Genomic DNA, 19,947 nt, shown 5'->3' with positions numbered 1-19,947 from the left:
TAGATGAGCAAAGATAAAATTATTTTTTCTCGTTATCAAGAATATAAACAGGAGCTCCTTTTAGCCATTGATATTTAATATTTTTCATCTCAGCAATAGATTTGTAGCCTCTTAATTTTTCTAAAAAAACATACACCGAATCATTTTTTTCTTTTTTTAAATCTAATTTACTGTTAGATAAAAAATGATACGGATACGAAATTGCAGAATCTCTTTTGCTGAACAATAGATCACCGGAATTAACGCTATAAATATAAATCGGTTTTCCACGCCCAGAAGAACTGTCTGAAACAGAAATATCTGAGCTCGCAATTACCATATCACTGATTCCGTAAGCTTCATCTTCAGACATTATATATCCTGTTACCGTATCTTTTTTTTCATTGGCAAAAAGGTCGATCTCATATTTCTGAGGTCTTTGATATTCTTTTTTACAACCTATTATTGAAAATAAAATGACAAATACGAAAATGATGAACGAATAATTTTTCATTAAACGATTTTAAAATTTAATTAAAAAATAAAAAACCGATGTTTTGACGCACCGGTTTGTATATTAAATATTGGGAAATTTAATCCTGGATATATTCTGCATCCCACTCATTACCGTCATCACCTTTATGACCGTCTAGTTTGATAACAAAACTTTTTGTCGGGAAATAAGGAGTAAGTCTGATGTCTAGCCAAACTCTGTCTTTATTTACCTTATCCTGTTCGAAACGTACAATTTTGAATTTTTCGATCAGCTTATCAGCACCTTTGATACCGTCTAAGAAACTTACAATCTGTCTTCTCAAATCGTCTTCGTTTCTTGCATTCCAGTTTTCGAAGGCTCTTCTGTTTAAGAAATCCAATAAAACTTTGGTTACATAATCGAATACACGAACGACAGAATATGTCTGAAGACCGATATTATCTCCCGTAAACAATGTTTTTGCAGAGAATGCCATGATCTTACCGTATTCGTTCACCATAGGAACTAAGCCCATTTTTTCCAGCTGAGAAATTTCACTTTTTTTCAATTCGAATTTTACAGCATCTACTTCGTTGATGTTACCGTGTTTTTTACCGGCAGCAACCTGAGACATCAGTGTTTTGTGGATTTTTCCTGCCAATGAAGTTGACGGTGGAAGCTCTACGTTTTCTTCCTCTCCTACTTCTTCTGCTTTACCACGACCAACCAGCCAGTTACAAGTCATGATGACATTACTTCTGTGCAATTCACCTCCTGTAAGATTCGCAGAATGAAATAAATCTACAACATCATCCGGTTTATCAAGATTGGCAAAATCGGTAACCATCATTACTTTGTTTTCGTTACAGATTTTCGCCCATTTTTCAACTACTTTATTGGATCCCAAATAACCGGGAATTGCCAAAATAGAATAGTTGTCTCTCAAATCAAGACGGTCATAATAGTTTTTAAATTCTTCAGCGATTGCCTCAATAAAGATAGGGTTATCTAAATCTGAAACCTGATCTAAGGTTGCATTCACGATGCTTACGTTATCTACTTTATCAAGTTCTGTATTTTTGTAGAATTGGGCAACTGTTCTGTAAGAGGTTTCAAGCTGACGTGAAGCATCCAAAGCATTTTTAAGATTATGCTTCAGGTTTTGCTCTGCATTCTGTGCTTTTGTTTTGCAGGTATCTGCCATTTTTTCGGCAGGTTCATTTGAACTTAAAAGATCTACCCAAAGATTGATCTTCTGGAGAAGCTCTTTTCTTTCGTCTGCTTTATTACCGTCATTCAGGAAAATTTCTTTTCTTGCTTTTCTGGTAGGGTTCATATTGGCGATTCCGTCTACAACAGATTCTATAAAGCCAAACCCACCTATTTTATTTAATTCTTCAAGCGGATTTCCTTTTGGTCTTCCAGCCTGTTGTTGCTGATTATGCTGTTGACTTTCTGCAGCCTGTAACTTACTATCCATGATTTTAGTGTGATTTCGTTTAATTATTTTTCAAGTTCTTGTGCCACATCCTTTAATGCTTCAATGAAAGCAGCTCTTGTCTGTTCATTTTCAAGCATATTTCTAAGAATTTTATTAGTTTTAAGCTGGCGAACAATTTTATTGTATTGCTCCTGCTCCATACTAAGCTGCTGAAGGTAATCTGATTTTTGAGTAAGACTTTTGGGAGTGAAATCTGCAAGATTCTGAAAACGAAACTCCTCTTCTACCATGCTTCCATCCTGTGTTTCATGTTGTACAGAAACTGAAGGCTGAAAATGTTTGAAGACATCATCTACTGTTTTTAATCCTGTAACAATTTCTGGAACATAAGATTCGTCTGTAGTCAGCTGACTTACAATAAGGGATTTATTTTCCTGGATTTCCTGGATTGCTTCATTAGCATCAACTTTTACCTCGTTTCCGCCAACACCATAATTGAACATTGCCATATTATTATTTTTTTGTGATTCCTGATTTTGGTTTGAATTAGCAAATATTTGACCAATCCAATGTTTAAATTTATAAAAAAAGTCTAACATACAAAATTTTGTGAAGATTTTTTTAAAACAATTCGACTACACAGTTGTAATTAAATGATTAACAATCTTTTTTGGTATCACTAATCTATGAAAAATAAATAAAAAAACGCACCAAAAAGATGCGTTTTAACAATAATTTTACATTGAAAATTACCAGATTTTTATTCTGTCTGCAGGAGCTTTATATAATTTGTCTCCCGGCTTAATATCGAATGCTTTCATAAAAGAATCCTGATTTACCAAAGGACCAAATGCTCTGAAATACCCTGGAGAATGCGGATCTGTTTTCACCTGATTAATCATATACTGGTCGGTAGATTTTGTTCTCCAGACTGTTGCCCAGCTCATAAAAAATCTCTGATCCTGATTATATCCACTGATTAAACCGACATCTCCTTTATCTTTTAAATACATTTGAAGCGCATCATAAGCAACCGCTACTCCACCAAGATCTCCGATATTTTCACCACTTGTAAATTTACCATTCACAAAACTGCCTTTTACCGGCTCGTAAGCGTTGTACTGCGCAGCTAATTGTCCTACTTTTGCATCAAAGTTCTTACGATCCTGATCTGTCCACCAATTATTCAGATTTCCGTCACCATCGAATCTTGAACCGCTATCGTCGAAGCCATGAGAAATTTCGTGCCCGATAACTGCCCCGATTCCACCAAAATTAACTGCCGCATCTGCTTTTGGATTATAGAAAGGCGGCTGAAGAATCGCTGCAGGGAAAACGATTTCGTTATTTGAACCGCTGTAATAAGCGTTTACGGTTTGAGGAGACATTCCCCACTCGGTTTTATCAACAGGTTTTCCAACTTTTTCCAAGCTTTTTTGATATTGCCAAGCTGAAACATTTTGAAGATTTGAATATAAAGTTGCACCTTGAGCAGGAGCTTCCACTTTTAATTTAGAATAATCTTTCCACTGATCCGGATAAGCAATTTTCACAGTGAATTTTGATAATTTTTCCTGAGCTTTTACTTTGGTTTCAGGCGACATCCAATCCATATCATTAATATGTTTTTTGAATGACTTCAACAGATAATCGATGTACATTTCCATCTGCTGTTTAGACTCCGGAGTAAAATATTTATCTACATACAATTTCCCGAAAGCTTCACCCAAAACTCCGTTTACAAGCGCCAAACCTCTTTTATCCATCGCACGTTGCTCCTTTTGTCCCTGAAGATATTTAGAATAAAAATCGAAACGGATATTATCCAAACTTTCTCCCAGGTTACTTGCATTTCCGTTAACCACATGATATTTCAGATAATCTTTTAACAAAGGAAGATTTTTCTGGTTGATAAACTGATCCATATTCTGATAATATTTCAGTTCGCCAACAATTACTTTATCTGTATTTACGCCGGCATCAGTAAGGTATTTTGCTAAATTGACATTTTTTACCAAACCTGAAAGCTCGGAAACATTTTTAGGATTGTATCTTAAATTGGCATCTCTGTTTTGCTCTAAAGTTAACAGATAATTAGCTAATTGCTTTTCAAAATCAACCACATTTTTGGCTGCCGAATCAGAATTTTTATATCCTAAAATTCCAAATAATTTAGCTACATAGTTCTGATATTCCGTAAGTGTTTTTGTATTGGCTTCATTTACTTTCTGATAATAATCTCTTCCCAAACCAAGATCCGGACCACCTAAATAAACCGCATTCATTTTGGAGTTTTTCATGTCTGCGCCCACTCTCCAACCGTAGAATGAATTATCACCCAGTTTTGTGGCTTCCAAAAGATATTTCTGCAGGTCATTTACATTTTTAATCGCATCGATTTTAGCCAAATCAGATTTGATCGGAGCTATTCCTTCTTTATTTCTCTTTTCAACATCCATGAAAGACGCGTACAGATTCTGGATTTTTTGACCTTCTGAACCTTCTGCATATTTTTCAGTTAAAATTTTATTTAAAATATCGAGTGATGCATCATCTACATTTTCTCTCAATGCATTGAAAGATCCCCAACTTGCTTTATCCGAAGGAATTTGCGTTTCTTTCACCCAGTTTCCGTTGACATAGCTGAAGAAATCATCCTGTGGACGAACCGTTTTATCCATATACGATAAATTAAGACCATTTTCGGGATAAATAGTTAAAGAGGAATTTTCAACAACAAGATTTGTGGATGCTTTTTCTGTTTTTTCGACAGTCTTTTGAGCAGTACCACAAGAATTTAGAAATACAACACCCGAAAATGCAAGTGCTGCAATATTTAGTTTTTTCATTAAAATAATTTTGATGTGTAAAACAGTTTGATCAAATATAGGAATTTATGTTAAATTTATTTTGTAAGATTTTTTAATATCCTTTGAAAATAAGGAATAAAAATAGGTTTTGGCTAAAGCCATTGGAATGTTTTCATGATGAAAACGGGCTAAAGCCCGTTCCTATTGAATGAAAAAACCGCTCATTTCTGAACGGTTTTGATATTGATTACCAGATTTTGATTCTTTCTTCCGGCTTTTTGTAAAGTTTGTCACCAGGTTTTACATCGAATGCTTTGTAGAATGCATCAACATTGGTTAAAGGCCCAAAACTTCTGAAATATCCAGGAGAATGCGGATCTGTTTTCACTTGGTTTACCATATATTTTTCGCTTGATAAAGTTCTCCACACGGTTGCCCAGCTTAGGAAGAATCTCTGATCCTGTGTATAACCACTTATTGATCCAGGATTTCCTTTATCTTTAAGATACATCTGAAGTGCATCGTAAGCGATGTTTACCCCACCTAAATCTGCAATATTTTCCCCATTTGTGAACGTTCCGTTAACGAAAGTTCCTTTTACCGGCTCATATTTATCGTATTGAGCGGCTAAAGCTTTTGTCGCTTTTTCGAAATTAGCTTTATCTTCAGGAGTCCACCAGTCAACCAAGTTTCCGTCTGCATCGAACTGTGCTCCAGAATCATCAAATCCGTGGCTCATTTCGTGACCAATTACCGCTCCGATTCCACCAAAATTAACGGCAGCATCAGCTTGAGGATTGAAGAAAGGCGGCTGAAGAATGGCTGCAGGGAAAACGATTTCGTTATAAACCGGATTGTAGTATGCATTTACCGTTTGAGGCGTCATTCCCCATTCTGTTTTATCAACCGGTTTTCCGATTTTAGCTAAATCCTTATTGTATTGCCATTCTGAGATATTCTGTAGATTTGAGTATAAGTTTCCACCTTTAGCTTCCGGAACAATATTTAGTTTAGAATAATCTTTCCATTTATCCGGATAAGCAACTTTCACAGTGAACTTATTCAGCTTAGCCATTGCTTTTTCTTTGGTTACATCAGACATCCATGTCAAACCATTGATATGAACGGCAAAACTTTTCTTTAAATAGTCGATCAATTCAACCATCTGTGCTTTTGCTGAAGCCGGGAAATATTTTTCAACATATAATTTACCGAAAGCTTCACCCAAAGAACCATTGATCAGCTCGAAACCTCTTTTGTTTAAAGCTCTCTGCTCCTGCTGACCTCTTAAATATTTACCATAGAAAGCAAACTTTTTGTCACCCAGTTTTTCAGTGAGATAAGAAGCGCTTCCGTTGATCATGTGGAATTTCAAATAATCTTTAATCACGGGAAGATTTTCCTGATTGATTAATTGATCCAGACTTTTATAATATCCCAGTTCACCGATGATTACAAGCTGTGAATTTACTCCAACTTTTTTCAGATAAGCAGGAAGATCTACGTTTTTAACCAATTCAGACAGTTCAATCAATTTTTTAGGATTATACTGCAAAGTATTATCACGGCTCTGCTCATTCGTCAATAAAGTTTTGGCAATCGTTTTTTCGTATTCCACAACTGCTTTTGCAGCTTCTCCAGCATTGTTGTAGCCAAGTTCCTCAAGCATAGAGGCTACATATTTCTCATACTCTGCAAGAGCTTCCGTATTTTTGGCATCTTCTTTCTGGTAATAATCTCTGCCCATTCCCAATGTTGCATCGCCAAGATAAACAGCATTCATATTAGAATCTTTAAGATCAGCATAAACGCCCCATCCGTAGAAGTTATTTTCACCTTCTTTCGTTACAGAAGTCAAATAATTTTGTAGATCTGAAAGATTTTTGATCGCATCAATTTTATCGATATTATCCTGAATAGGTTTTATCCCGTCCGTATTTCTTTTCTGAAGATTCATATAAGAAGCGTACAGGTCCTGAATTTTTTTACCTTCACTTCCGTCTTTGAATTTATCTTTCAGAAGCGAGTTTAAAATCGTCATGGAATTATTATCCGTATCATCAGCAAGTTTATTGAAACTTCCCCAAGTTGGCTTATCCGAAGGGATTTTTGCCGTTTTCATCCATGTTCCGCTCACATAATTATAGAAATCGTCTTGTGGGCGAACCGATTTATCCATCAGACTGATGTCTAAACCTTTATCTCCTGTAGTTGCTGTTTTAGCAGATTTAGCCTGAGCGTTCAGCGTGTTTTGCGAACAAACTCCTGCCAATAAAAACAAAGAAAGCGTTAGTTTTTTCATAAGAAACTTTTTATTTTTAGGGTCTTATGCAACCGCCGTAATTGGTGACTTTTCATTCACTAATAATCACAGCGATTTCATTGTAATAATAATTTATACAATATGTATATTTAATTTAAATTTTGTTACGGGAAAGTTAATTTATTTTAAAATTCAATTTTCGGAAAAGCTATGAATAATTTAAACGCAAAGTGCACAAAGTTTTTTACTACTACCTGTTTTTAAGTTCGCCAAGGCGTTTGACTACGTCGAATCTTAGATTTCACTTAAAAAGATCACGAAGATTTAAATTAATTGTTACAATTAATTTATTTATTAATTAAAATCCCTACCAAATCCTGAATCACCTTCTGAGAAACGAAAGAAACGAAATCCGGTCTGTCAAGATGCGGAAGATACAACTTGAAAGTCTCCGATTTGCTATGTACTCTTATGGTGTAGTAAACTGTTCCTACATCTTTTCCGTCCTCTCCTTTTCCGGGACCTGCCACTCCTGTTGTAGAAAGTGAAATATCTGTTTTAAAAAGATTCTGACAACCTTCTGCCATTTCTCTTGCCACTTCTTCGCTCACCACCGTAAAACGTTCGATCGTGCCTTCTGAAACATTTAAAATATCAACTTTTTTTTCCGTTGCATATGCTACAATGCCGCCGATAAAATATTTCGAACTGCCTGAATTTGAAGTCAGTAATTTCGCCAACTCTCCGCCAGTGCAACTTTCTGATGTTGAGATCGTTAATTCTTTTTCATTCAGAATTTCTGCTAAAATCTTTTCAATTTTATCTTCATCGGTGGCAATAATATTTTCACCAATAATCGGAAATAATTTCTGAATCTGATTTTCAAGCTGAATTTGTAAAAACTGTTCGTTTTCTCCGGTTGCTGCTAATCTCAATTTCACTCTTGTCCCTACAGGAAGATAAGATAAAGCCATATTTTCAGGTAACGCCAATTCCCATTCTTCAATTTTATCAGCTAAAATACTTTCGGGAATCCCAACAACAGAAACAATTCTCGTAGAAATATAATTCAGACTGAATTTTTCTTTTAAATAAGGAATAATCTGGTCTTTAATTAACGGTTTCACTTCGTAAGGAACGCCGGGTAAACTGAAAGACAGTTTTTCTCCGTTCTGCATCATCATGCAAGGTGCTGTTCCGTAATGGTTTTGAAAAACAACGGATTTCGTCGGAACAAAAGCCTGTTCGCGGTTTCTTTCCAGAATTTCAATTCGGCCACGCTTTTCCATATAGGCTTTAAGATGCTCAAAAGTAACCTTATCCAAAGCAATTTCATCATCAAAAAATTCAGCCAGAGCTTTTTTGGTTCTGTCATCTCTTGTCGGACCCAAACCACCAGTTGTGATCACCAAATCCCCAATCTCAAAAGCAGATTTCAATGTACTTTTAATAATGTCGATTTCGTCTGAAATGGTGAAAATCTGAGAAACTTTTATGCCTATATTTTTAAGTTCGTTTGCAATGAAATTTGAATTGGTGTCAACGGTATTTCCTGAAAGAATTTCGTCACCAATGGTGATAAGAACTGCGTTTTTCATATAATTATTTTCGAAAAAAAATTCTTTACAAATGACGGAAAATTCTGTGTAGTGAACAAAAGAAAACCATTTTTTATATCTTTGAACCCTACTGTCTGAAACTATAATTAAAATAAATTTATGTCTAAATATGATGATGCTTCATGGCATTACGGAGGTGATTTCCCTGAAGAATTGCCTAAAAAAAACGGAGCAACACATACAGGAATGTTTCTCAACTGGTGCATTGAAAGAAATTTTGTTTCTGAAGAATTTAAAGAGGATGCCGAAGAAGAAATTGAAAAACTAAAAAAAAGAGAAATTACCGGCGCAGAATTGATTATCGATTCTATGGACGGAAAATTTTCCGAATACGATCTGAATGATTTAGGAAACGATTTTGCCAAAGATTATTATGTAGATGAAACCGATTTTGGAAATAGATACAGTTCGTTTGCTACCGATTATATCAATCTTTTTGACAGTATTGCCGAAGAAAGCGATTTTGAATATGAAACTTTTTATCATATTGAAGACACTTACGAAAACTATGATCTGATGAAACAGATTATTGACCATCGTTTTGAGGAGTGGAAAGAGTATAAAAGTTTGAATATGAATTAAAACGTAAAGCTTGTCATTCTGACGAAGGAATTTCTACAATAAAATAGATTCTTACTTCGTCAGAATGACAAATTGTATGTATATTTTGGGGATTGCTTCGTCGCTACGCTTCTCGCAATGACTATTAATCATGTTTTACCCAAATCAAATCATCAGTATTGTAACCTATTTTCTGAGCTTTTGCTAAAAATCTTTGTTTGATGCTTTCAGGAATCTCTTTAGTTCGGGATAGAATCCAGATGTATTTTGTGCTGTTTCCGACTATCAAAGCATACTGATAATCATCATCAATATCAATCACATTATAACCTGCCCAAATCGGTTTAAAGAATGAAACTTTCAGTCTAGCTTCCGATTTATCGTTTACAAATCTTGCTTCACCAATCGATTCTTTCCATTCTTTTTTCACGTAATTGTACCCTCTGTTCTGAACTTTAATGGTTCCGTCTGGATTTTGAGAATAATCTGCCGTTACATTATCCATATTCCGCTCAAACTTATAATCGAAACGGGCAATTTCGTACCATTTTCCAAGATACTTATCTGAATTGAAATTTTTCACAGCTGTTGCTTCTTTCGGAATTCCAACTGAGCAAGAATTGAGTATAATTAATCCTAAAATACCTAAAGAAACCGGAATGGCGATTTTATATAAGGTTCTCATAATATTGTAATTTGTATATCATGAAAAATTCAAAAATGATGCCTTTTAATTTTTAACCATTAAGATTTATTAAGCAATTGAGATAAGTTAAGTTGAGCTTCGCTTTAAGCGGATGCTAATTAAATCTATTTGATTTTCCTTAATAAAACTTAACAACTTAAATGTTCTTAATGGTTAAATAAATTTTTAGTTAAAAACTTTCAGAAACTGGTCTTTAAAACTTCCCGAAACTTCAATTTCAGTATCATCGGAAAGTGTTGCCGTTCCGCTTTTGTGGTAAGATTTCACAAAAGCAGTGTTGATGATGTGAGAGCGGTGAACCCGAACGAAAGGATTTTCTAAAAGATCATCAAAATGCTTCAAAAATCGGCAGACCATTTTCTTGGAACCGTCTGTGAGATAGACTTGAGTAAAATTTCCGTCCGCCTGAAGTCTTACAATATCTTCGGTTTTCACGACATCAAAACCCTGTAAAGTTGGAAGAATCAGTTGTTGTTTTTCGGGTTTTAATTTTAAATTTTCGAGGAGGATTTTATTTCGGTTGAGTTCTTCCTTCTTTTCGATGCTTTCAGCAACTTTATTGACCGCCAAAATCAATTCCTGAATATCGATAGGTTTCAAGATATAGTAACTCGCCGACTTATTCAGAGCCTGTAAAGAATACTGCGAAAACGCTGTGATAAAAATAGTTTCGTATGAAAATTCTTTGGTCGCTTCCAGCACATCAAAAGCGTTTCCGAAAGGCATTTCAACATCTAAGAAAACGAGTTGCGGTTGCTTTTCAGCAATCAGAGGAACGGCTTCTTTTATATTTTCTGCTTCACCCAAAATCTCAATTTGCGGACAGTATTTTGTGAGATAATTCCTAAGAACTTCTCTTGCAATAACTTCGTCGTCTACGATTACAGATTTTATTTTCATATTATTTGAGGTTGAGATTAAGTTTGAGGTTTAGCTATTGATTAATTTATATGAAATCTCAACAAAAACACCTTGTGAATCTTTTTTATCGGTGATTCTGCATTCGATATTTTGTTTGTACAAATCATTCAATAAGGCAATTCTTTCCAGCGTATTTTTCATTCCGCGGCCTTTTCGGGATTTCTGATGCTCGGTTTTCTGTTTCTTACTTTCTTCAATGCCGATTCCGTTGTCTTCGATGAAAATATTCAGAGAATCTTTATTTTTTTCAAATTTTAAACTTAAAAAACCTTTTTCAGTTCGGTATCTTAAACCGTGCCAGATTGCATTTTCAAGAAAAGGCTGAATGAGCATTCCCGGAACTTTCAGACTTTGAGTATTTAAACTTTCATCAACTTCAATTTCATAATCAAATTTATCAGCGAAACGTGTTTTTTCTAAAGCCAAATAATTCTGAAGTAAATCTAATTCCTGCTGAAACGGAATGAAATCTTCCGTAGAATTTTCCATCACACCACGCATTAATTTTGAAAATTTGGTTAAATATTGATTGGCTTCCAATTCATTATTGGTTGATATAAAATGATTAACCGAATTCAAACTATTGAAAATAAAATGCGGATTCATCTCCCGACGAAGAGATTGCAATGCTATTTTTTTATTTTTGACCTGAACTTTTTTAAGGGTTCTGAAAATGAAAAATATTAGCCCAATCAATACTATCAAAGCTCCAATCAAACTATAATTGAACAGATTTTTCTTGCGAATGAGTTCGTCTTTCAGCTTTTTTTCCTGTTCGAGCTGTTGAATTTTCTGTTCGGTATCTTCCAGTATTTTATTATCTGTTAAGCTTCTGTCTTTTGAAACGAGATCAGGAAGTTTTCCTAAAAAATCACGGTATAACTTGACCGAAGCATCAATATTTTCTGAATCCTGATACAAACTATCGAGTTTTTGAACACTTTTTTGAGCTTCGAGGGTATGACCTTTTTGCAAAGCAATGTCATAAGCATTTTTGAATAAAACAATGGCTTCTTTAGGATCGTTTTTTTTGATATAAATTTCTGCGAGCTCCTGAATCTGCTCCACTTTTTTCTGTGAGTTTTCTTTCACAAAATCTTCTTTCAGAACAGATTTTTTGGCTTCAATAGCTTTGTCAAAATTTTTGTTTTCAACGTACAGATTCGTTAATTTCTGATTGATTGCCAAAGCTTGTTGAGGCGCTTCTTCTTTTGATATTTTATAGGCAGTATTAAGGTTTTCTTCAGCTTTAGGAATATTTTTATTTTCAATATTCACTTCCGCCATTTGGCTATAACCGGCAGCAAGATCTTCCTTATTATTTTCTTTTTCACTAATGACAAGATTGCTTCGTATGGCTTCTTCTTTTTGGCTTACGGAAGGTGCTGCAACTCTTGAAGCATCATTAGAGTTCATCTTTTTGCTTGCTTTAGAATAGCCTATTTTCGAAGCGCTTTCATAATTTGAAACCGCATCTTTCAGCTTATTCTGACTTTCCTGAGACTGCGCAAGTTTTCGGGTAACCTTCTCAAGGTTCTTTTTATCATTAAGTTTTTCGTAAATACCTTTTGATTTGATGAAATATTCTTCACTTTTCGGGAAATTTCCACTATTAAAATAGGTTTCGCCAATATTGTAATAAGAATCAGCTTCTGCGGATTCGTTTTTGGTGTCGACTGCTTTCTTAAGCTTGGAAGTTTCAGCTACAATTTCTTTTGTATCTCGACTGCTCTGCGAATACAAGTTATTCGCAAAAAACAATAAAAGAACAAACACAAAAAGCCTGATAAATTTCATAAAACAAAGATATACATATATATGAAGTATGAAAAACGATTCACCAAGTGAAAGATTAGCTTTACCAAGTTTACCTCATCTAATTGTGAGTATGAAGCTAAGTTTGCAGTATCATTTAAACTTAATTCTCATGAAAAATTTATCTTTTTTAGCGGTTATGCTACTATTTCCTACTGCTCAGATTAATGCTCAGACCAAATTAATCTCCTTTAAAAGTCACAGCGGAGATATGAAATATTTTGAAAACAGTATCATAGAAAACAGCTACAACACCAATTATTCAAATCTTGGAATAAGGCCTGAAAGATATGTTACCTCTTCGAGGTTAGACAGCGTCATTATCATCGACGATGATAAAAGTGTAATTGTAACTTCCAAAACTTGCAAAATGACAGATTTTGATATTTCCGAAAAATGGAAACCCGGAAGAGATACCGTTTACAACCATCGCGTTTTTTCAGACAGGAATATTGAAACCATGAAGAAAACGCTTAAAGAAAAGTACAACTTCCAGAATGACATCGACAGTACCGTTTTCCTGAAATACGACGAGAAAACGAAAAAATACAAGCCCATTTCAACAAAAAGAAAAATCAAAAAAGCTGAAATAAAAAGCCTTGAATCTAAAGAAGGGATCATGTATGTTTTGGTTTTGGCAATCGCTGTTTTTGGAGCTGTATTTATTTGCAGAAAAAACCGATAAAAATATTTTTGTGGAATTCAAATCCGTGTTTTTGAGAAAATCAGTTATTTTTTCAGGTACTTTTTTTCTTCAGTTTATTCTGTTTTTTCCATTGAGTTTTTTGAATGATTTTCAATTGAAAATTACGCATTTTATATTTGGAGATTTTACTCAACTTGTTTTAGAATTTTTTCTAAAGAAAAAAAACACTCGCATAGATTACAGTTCGGATAGTTATTCGATGTTGGTTTTAATCATCATCTTATTATTCTCTTCGGTAATTTTCAGTTTCATTATTAACCAGAAAAAGACTAAAAGATTTTTAATAATCACAGAATATGTTTGTATTTTTTACATTTCCATTATTCTGATTAAATACGGCTTCGATAAAATCTTCAAAGCTCAGTTTCCAGAACCGGAACCTAATATTCTTTTTACAAGATTTGGGAATTTAGATAAAGATATTTTATTCTGGAGCACGATTGGAACTTCCAAAATCTACAATATGATTATGGGTTCTGTTGAACTTTTTTCAGGAATTTTATTGTTGCTCAGACGTTCCCGGTTTTTAGGATTATTATTGGCGATGATCAGTTTTACTCAGATATTAATTATCAATATCAGCTTTGATATTTCTGTGAAGTTTTTTTCGCTGATTTTACTTTTAATGAGTGTTTTTCTGGTAAGAGAAAACGGATGGAAATTAATCATTAGAATAATTCAGCTTCCGAAAAGAACTTTTTTAGACCAAAATTCAATATTGCCTTATAAAACATTTTTTAAAATTTTAATTGCCGGAATTATATTCATTAAAATAGGACTACCTTATTTCAATACAGAAGAAGAAAAGAATTTAATGCAATTCAATGAGGCTTATGAAGTGACGGCTTTAGAAAGTCCGTTTCAATATTTATTCTTCCATAAAGACCAATATTTGATTTTGATGGAAAAATCTTCGGAAAAGATGACTGTATTTCATTATGATGTTTCTTTTGACAGCCAAATTATACTCAAAGATTATAATCATCATATTTCCAAACATTTCGTGATCAGAAACAAAGACAATTCTATTACTTTTACTTTTAAGAATCAGACCATTCATGCTAAACCTGTTCAGTATGAAAAAATGAATGCATTGCAGGATAGATTTCACATTTTGGTAGATTAATCTTCTTCCACCAAGTGAAAACCCAAGTTTACCAAGTTTACAAAAATTCGGTTTCTAATCGCAGTAATTTTACTTTAGAAATTTAAAATAAACATGATGAAATCGCAAAAGCGATTGAAGACAAACAAAAACAATAAATATTTACATTATGAAATTGAAACACCTTTTATTAGTAGGAATTTTTGCAGCAGGAAGTTTGGTGAATGCGCAGGAAATTAAGAAAAACGCCATTGAAGTAACCGGAGTTGCCGAAATGGAAGTAGAACCGGATGAAATCATCTTTAACATCGGAATAAAAGCCGATAACAAAAATCAATTGGCAGACAGCGAAAAGCTTTTGTTTGAAACCCTGAAAAATAACAGTGTAAAAAACGAAGACATCAAATTTAAGTCGATGTACCAGAATTTGTATTCGAAAACAACCACGTTTACCAAGAGTTTTCAGTTTAAAGTCAATGCAAAAACCAATGTGAGTAAGCTTTTTGAAGAACTGAATCAAAAATGGGTAAGCAATCTGAATATTGCTGAAATTAAAAACACAAAAATTGCAGATTTCAGAAAAACGGTAAAAATCAATGCGTTGAAAGCCGCAAAAGAAAAAGCAGATTACCTTCTGGAAAGTATTGGCAAAAAAACCGGAACACCGCTCGAAATTCTAGAAATTGAAGATTACATGAGCGATTCTGTGCTTCCTGTAGCTTACAGAAGCAAAATGGCCAATGTGCAACTGGAAGCAGCCGACCAAAGTCTGGATTATTCTTTCGACAACATTGAAAATATCAAGCTGAAATACAGCATTAAAACAAAATACGAGATTCTTTGATGCTGCATAAATTTTTACCGCAAAAGAATCAAAAGAAATTATTGAGAAAAAGATTTCAAAAGTTGACAAAATGTAGAATTCTATCAATTAATGATGATTTTGCAAACTTTTGAATAGCTCAAACTGAATCGATCTTTTGTTTCTTTTGCGGTAAAAAATCCTACAGAGGCAGTCAGAAATGACTGTCTTTTTTTGTTCTAAAAAACTTCCACCAAGTGAAAACCTCTGTTCACCAAGTCTTCAAAGTTCCGGTTTAAAATCAGGGTAATTTTACTGTAGAACTTTAAATAATAAACAATGCGACACTCCATTTTAATCCTCATTTTTTCGCTTTCGTTTTTTAAATCTCAGGAAATTAAAAAAGAAATCGATGTGAAACAGGCAACTGTATTTTTGCAGGGAGCCAAAGTTTTCGGAAGCACGAATGTAAATCTTCAAAAAGGAAGAAACACCGTCAAAATCATCAATCTTCCGAATGATTTGGATGAAAACACCTACAAAATAAATCTTGAAAAAAACACAACGCTTTTATCGATCACTCCACAAAGTAATTTTCTTAAAAATGATGAACTGACCGAAGGAGAAAAGAAATTAGATGATGAAAGAAAAAAATTTCAGAGACAGGTGAATTTACTAAATATTCAGATTAAAAATCTGACGGGCGAACAAAATATCATTAATGATAATCTTAAAGTTTCAACCAACGATAAATCGACTCCGCAGGAACAGTTAATTAAACTGACAGAATTTTACAGAAAAAGAATGCTGGAAATTGATAATCAGGTTTTTCTTTTGAACGAACAAAAATCTGTCTTGGATGAAAGTATTGCTAAAATCAACAAACAATTCTCTGAAGAACAAACCCACAAAAACAGCAACAGAAAAGAGCTAATTCTTGAAATTCTTGCCGAAAATGAAATGAATTTGAATCTCGGAGTGAGCTACATCGTTTCCAATGCAGGATGGGTTCCGTCTTATGATTTGCGAGCGCAGTCTACGAAAAAACCATTGGAGATTGTATATAAAGGGAAAATTTATCAGAAAACAGGACAAGACTGGAACAACGTAAAACTTTTTGTCTCCACTTACAGACCTTCTTACAATCAAAACCGTCCGATTTTATCGCCACTTTACGTTGCAGAATATACCGCTTACAATAATGAAGATGTGAAAGTTGGATATATGCAAAAAGCAAAAGCTGAAATGTCTAATTCTTATCAGATGAGAGAAGAAGTTGCAGCACCAAGTCAGATTCCTGTAGCAACAGTCTCAGATAATCAGATGAATATTTTGTATGAATTAAATTATAATCAAACCATTCTAAGTCAGGAAAAAGAGCAATATGTGATTTTAGATAAGAAAAATGTAGAATCTACATATAAATATCACACCGTTCCGAAGTTGAACAATCAGGTTTTCTTAATGGCTTTTGTTAAAAACTGGCAGAATTTAAATCTTATTTCAGGTGAAGCGAATATTTATTTTGAAGACAATTATATCGGCAAAACCAATATCACAAGCAATTATGTAAAAGATGAATTCCCGATTTCACTTGGCATTGATGAAAGAATTGTGGTAAAACGCATTAAAATAGAAGATAAAACCGCTCAAAAATCACTCAGCTCAAATAAGTTAGAAACCGAATCTTACGAAATATCCATCAGAAATAATACGAAAGAAAATATCGAACTGGAAATTTTAGACCAGATTCCATTAAGCGAAAATCAGAAAATCACAGTCAAAACATTAGATATCGGAAACGGAAAGTTTGATGCAAAAACCGGAAGCATTCTTTGGAACAGAAAAATTTCCAGCGGAGCATCAGAAAAAATCAACTTCTCTTATGAATTGAAGTATCCTAAAGAAGTGCAGATCCAGTATTACAGCAGGTAATTTCGGGATACGAGGTTCGGGTTCCGGGATGTGAGATTCGAGATTCGAGATTCGAGGTTCGGGATTTAAAATTAAGTGATGACACGAATCTCGTAACTCGTAACTCGTAACTCGTAACAAAAAATAAAAATCATTAAAACAAAACAATATGAACACCTTAAAATTAATTACAGTTAGCTTAAGTATTGCAGCATTTTTAAGCGCAGAAAAAACTTCAGGAATTCGCTGTAGCAAAAATACAGACGAAAGACAAATTCTTGAAAGCAATGTTTCCGAAAAACCAATGGAGGTTTCAAAGGATAATAAAATTCAGGTTGCCTTGCTTTTGGACACTTCCAACAGTATGGACGGACTGATTGATCAGGCAAAATCGAGATTGTGGAATATCGTTAATACTCTAACGACTTTAAAATACAACGGAAAATCGCCACAAGTGGAAATTGCTCTGTATGAATACGGAAATGATGGATTGCAGGATGAAAATTACATCAGACAGGTTACTCCGCTTACACAAGATTTGGATTTGGTTTCGGAAAAACTGTTCGCTTTAAAAACCAATGGCGGAAATGAATATTGCGGAGCGGTCATTCGTGATGCATCCACCAATCTGAAATGGGACGGAAACGAAAAAAGCATGAAACTGATTTACATTGCCGGAAACGAACCTTTTGATCAGGGAAGAATAGGTTATAAAGATGTGATTTCTAAAGCTAAAACCAAAAACATTTACACCAATACGATTTTCTGCGGAAGTCGTGAGGAAGGAATTCAGTCGCATTGGCAAACCGGAGCGACTTTAGGAGACGGAAAATTCTTTAATATCGACAGCGACCAAAAGGTAATTTACATTGAAACGCCTTATGACGTAAAGATTTCACAGTACAATTCCCAATTGAATAATACTTATATTTCTTACGGAAACCGAGGTTCTGAAATGAAAAACAAACAGGCAGTTCAGGATGTTAATGCGGAATCGTTATCAGCTTCAAATGCAGTGGAAAGAGCCGTGAGCAAATCAAAGAAAAATGCTTACAAAAATGACCATTGGGACTTGGTAGACAGAATTGAAAAAGATAAAGCTTACATTTCATCGATGAAAGAAGAAGAACTGCCTTCAGAATTAAAAGGAAAAAGCAAAGCCGAAATCACAAAAATTGTGGCTCAAAAATCTGCAGACCGGGAAAAAATTCAGAAAGAAATTGAGGTTTTAGCAAAAAAACGCCAGGAATTCATTAATGTTGAAACCAAAAAACGTGGCAATTCAGATTCTGATGATTTGGGAAAAGCGATTGAAAAATCGATTGCCGAGATTGCAAAGAAAAATGGATACGCGTTTTGAATTTGAGATTTGAAATTCGAGATTCAAGATTCAAGATTCAAGATTTAAAATCCATAGTCCTGAAAGGACGGTCTTTTAGAGGATAGGATGAAGTCCTATCAATAATAAATAAAAGAATTGGTCTCAAACACCAGTTCCACATATGATTAAAAATCCCTTTGGATGATGTGAATGTTATTATTGTTTATTTTGTTTCGGGCTCGGCTTCGCCGAGCCCGAAACTTTTCAATTTATATTGATCTTCAAAAAATAAAATTTACATCATCTGCCAAATTTAAAATATTCAGAAAGCTTATGCGTTTCATTTTTCATAAATGCGGAAGCCATTTCCATTCCGGTAACCGAGAAAGTAATTCCGTTTCCGCCAAACCCTAAAACAAAATAGGAGTTTTTAAATTGATCATGTGTTCCTATGTAAGGCAATCCGTCTTTTGTTTCACCAAAAGTTCCTGCCCAGATAAAATCGGTATAAAAATGATAATCAGGCTGTATTCTCTTTAAATGTCGGCGAATTTCTTTTTCTTTTTTATCCAACACAGAATCACGCTTTTCGGGATCGTAGAAATCTTCATCTCCACCGCCAATCAAAAGTCTTTCATCATCGGTTGACCGCATATAAATGTAAGGATCATCGGTATTCCAGACGAGAGTATGTTCAATATTTTTAAACTTATCTTTATCAATTTCAGAAACAATCGCATAAGTACTTTTCAGGTTGACAAAGTTTTCCTTAATGAGCATTTTACTTTCATAGCCGATACAGTAAATAATTTTTTTTGCTTTAATATTAAAGCCATCAGTTGTTAAAGCCAAATTATGATCACGAAGATATTTCACGGATTTCATTTCTGTTTTATCAAAAATCTTTAATCCCTTATTAACGTTAAATCTCAGTAATTCATGCGCAAATTTAAAGGCATCGATACTTGCGCCATGTTTCGATAAAATTCCGCCATAGGTGTTCTGAAAACTGAATTTTTCCTCAATCTCTTCAGTTCCCAGCCAAGCCACATCAAATCCGGCTTTTTTTCTGGCTTCATATTCTTTTTCAAGCCAGATGGCATCTTTCTTTTTTGAAGCGAAATACAGTGACTGTTTCCTTTTAAAACCTGAACGTGATTTTATTTCTTTGGTGAGTTTGGCTATTTGGTCAATGGATTTTGAACAGGCTTTATAACTTTCTACCGCACCTTTTTCGCCAATCATTTCAATTAATTTATAAAGCGGAACATCAATCTCATACTGCAACATTGAAGTAGTTGCTGAAGTGCTTCCGTTGCAGACTTCCCTTTTATCAATTAAAATTGTTTGATATCCGTCTTTTATCATTTGATGGGCAATTAAACTGCCGGTAATTCCGCCACCGATAATAAGAACATCACATTCTTCATCATTTTTAAGCGAGGGATAGGAAGCTACCAACCCATTTTTCAAAAGCCAGAAAGGTTCGTTAGATTTCAGGTCCATAGA

16 protein-coding genes are annotated in these 19,947 nt (G+C 34.2%); 6 read left to right on the top strand and 10 right to left on the bottom strand.

The window, feature by feature from the left end:
• Positions 1-19: 19 nt before the first annotated feature.
• The 6 genes from BM371_RS11570 to BM371_RS11545 all read right to left on the bottom strand — a co-directional run bounded on the left by BM371_RS11570 (position 20) and on the right by BM371_RS11545 (position 8,566).
• Positions 20-493: a hypothetical protein gene (locus tag BM371_RS11570; RefSeq protein WP_034674422.1), complete on the bottom strand. Its 474-nt coding sequence runs from the start codon at positions 491-493 to the stop codon at positions 20-22.
• Positions 494-572: 79 nt separating this feature from the next.
• Positions 573-1,934, bottom strand: a complete 1,362-nt coding sequence (locus tag BM371_RS11565; protein WP_034674421.1) for a DUF5458 family protein — start codon at positions 1,932-1,934, stop codon at positions 573-575.
• Positions 1,935-1,957: 23 nt separating this feature from the next.
• Entirely contained in the window at positions 1,958-2,494 is a 537-nt protein-coding gene (locus tag BM371_RS11560) for a type VI secretion system contractile sheath small subunit (protein ID WP_051882635.1), read from the bottom strand.
• Positions 2,495-2,644: 150 nt separating this feature from the next.
• Positions 2,645-4,744 (bottom strand): M13 family metallopeptidase, encoded by a 2,100-nt coding sequence (locus BM371_RS11555; protein ID WP_034674419.1) that lies wholly within the window; start codon positions 4,742-4,744, stop codon positions 2,645-2,647.
• Positions 4,745-4,952: 208 nt separating this feature from the next.
• Positions 4,953-7,007, bottom strand: a complete 2,055-nt coding sequence (locus BM371_RS11550; RefSeq protein WP_034674417.1) for a M13 family metallopeptidase — start codon at positions 7,005-7,007, stop codon at positions 4,953-4,955.
• Positions 7,008-7,315: 308 nt separating this feature from the next.
• On the bottom strand, positions 7,316-8,566 hold the full coding sequence (locus BM371_RS11545) for a CinA family nicotinamide mononucleotide deamidase-related protein (protein ID WP_034674415.1): 1,251 nt from the start codon (positions 8,564-8,566) through the stop codon (positions 7,316-7,318).
• Positions 8,567-8,686: 120 nt separating this feature from the next.
• Here BM371_RS11545 and BM371_RS11540 point away from each other — a divergent pair, with 120 nt between their 5' ends.
• Positions 8,687-9,169, top strand: coding sequence for a DUF7832 domain-containing protein (locus BM371_RS11540; protein ID WP_034674413.1), 483 nt, complete (start codon positions 8,687-8,689; stop codon positions 9,167-9,169).
• 124 nt (positions 9,170-9,293) lie between these two features.
• On the opposite strand, the gene BM371_RS11535 is transcribed toward BM371_RS11540, so the two are convergent.
• The 3 genes from BM371_RS11535 to BM371_RS11525 all read right to left on the bottom strand — a co-directional run bounded on the left by BM371_RS11535 (position 9,294) and on the right by BM371_RS11525 (position 12,572).
• Positions 9,294-9,833, bottom strand: coding sequence for a lipocalin family protein (locus BM371_RS11535; RefSeq protein WP_034674411.1), 540 nt, complete (start codon positions 9,831-9,833; stop codon positions 9,294-9,296).
• A gap of 186 nt (positions 9,834-10,019) precedes the next feature.
• Positions 10,020-10,754, bottom strand: coding sequence for a LytR/AlgR family response regulator transcription factor (locus BM371_RS11530; RefSeq protein ID WP_034674409.1), 735 nt, complete (start codon positions 10,752-10,754; stop codon positions 10,020-10,022).
• Between the two features lie 30 nt (positions 10,755-10,784).
• On the bottom strand, positions 10,785-12,572 hold the full coding sequence (locus tag BM371_RS11525) for a histidine kinase (RefSeq protein ID WP_034674407.1): 1,788 nt from the start codon (positions 12,570-12,572) through the stop codon (positions 10,785-10,787).
• A gap of 130 nt (positions 12,573-12,702) precedes the next feature.
• On the opposite strand from BM371_RS11525, the gene BM371_RS11520 reads away from it, so the two are divergent.
• The 5 genes from BM371_RS11520 to BM371_RS11500 all read left to right on the top strand — a co-directional run bounded on the left by BM371_RS11520 (position 12,703) and on the right by BM371_RS11500 (position 18,477).
• Positions 12,703-13,275: a hypothetical protein gene (locus BM371_RS11520; RefSeq protein ID WP_034674405.1), complete on the top strand. Its 573-nt coding sequence runs from the start codon at positions 12,703-12,705 to the stop codon at positions 13,273-13,275.
• Between the two features lie 31 nt (positions 13,276-13,306).
• Positions 13,307-14,422 (top strand): hypothetical protein, encoded by a 1,116-nt coding sequence (locus tag BM371_RS11515; RefSeq protein WP_131430901.1) that lies wholly within the window; start codon positions 13,307-13,309, stop codon positions 14,420-14,422.
• Between the two features lie 148 nt (positions 14,423-14,570).
• Complete coding sequence (locus BM371_RS11510; RefSeq protein ID WP_034674400.1) at positions 14,571-15,245, top strand: SIMPL domain-containing protein; 675 nt, start codon at positions 14,571-14,573, stop codon at positions 15,243-15,245.
• Between the two features lie 297 nt (positions 15,246-15,542).
• On the top strand, positions 15,543-17,138 hold the full coding sequence (locus BM371_RS11505; protein WP_034674399.1) for a DUF4139 domain-containing protein: 1,596 nt from the start codon (positions 15,543-15,545) through the stop codon (positions 17,136-17,138).
• A gap of 148 nt (positions 17,139-17,286) precedes the next feature.
• Entirely contained in the window at positions 17,287-18,477 is a 1,191-nt protein-coding gene (locus BM371_RS11500) for a vWA domain-containing protein (RefSeq protein ID WP_034674397.1), read from the top strand.
• 261 nt (positions 18,478-18,738) lie between these two features.
• Here BM371_RS11500 and BM371_RS11495 read toward each other — a convergent pair whose 3' ends face one another.
• Positions 18,739-19,944, bottom strand: a complete 1,206-nt coding sequence (locus tag BM371_RS11495; protein WP_034674395.1) for an NAD(P)/FAD-dependent oxidoreductase — start codon at positions 19,942-19,944, stop codon at positions 18,739-18,741.
• Between the last annotated feature and the right edge of the window lie 3 nt (positions 19,945-19,947).

The organism is Chryseobacterium formosense (genome assembly GCF_900116415.1).
Lineage (GTDB): Bacteria > Bacteroidota > Bacteroidia > Flavobacteriales > Weeksellaceae > Chryseobacterium > Chryseobacterium formosense.
The sequence above is the reverse complement of the archived record's forward strand: the minus strand, read 5'-3'. Positions and strand labels throughout refer to the sequence as shown.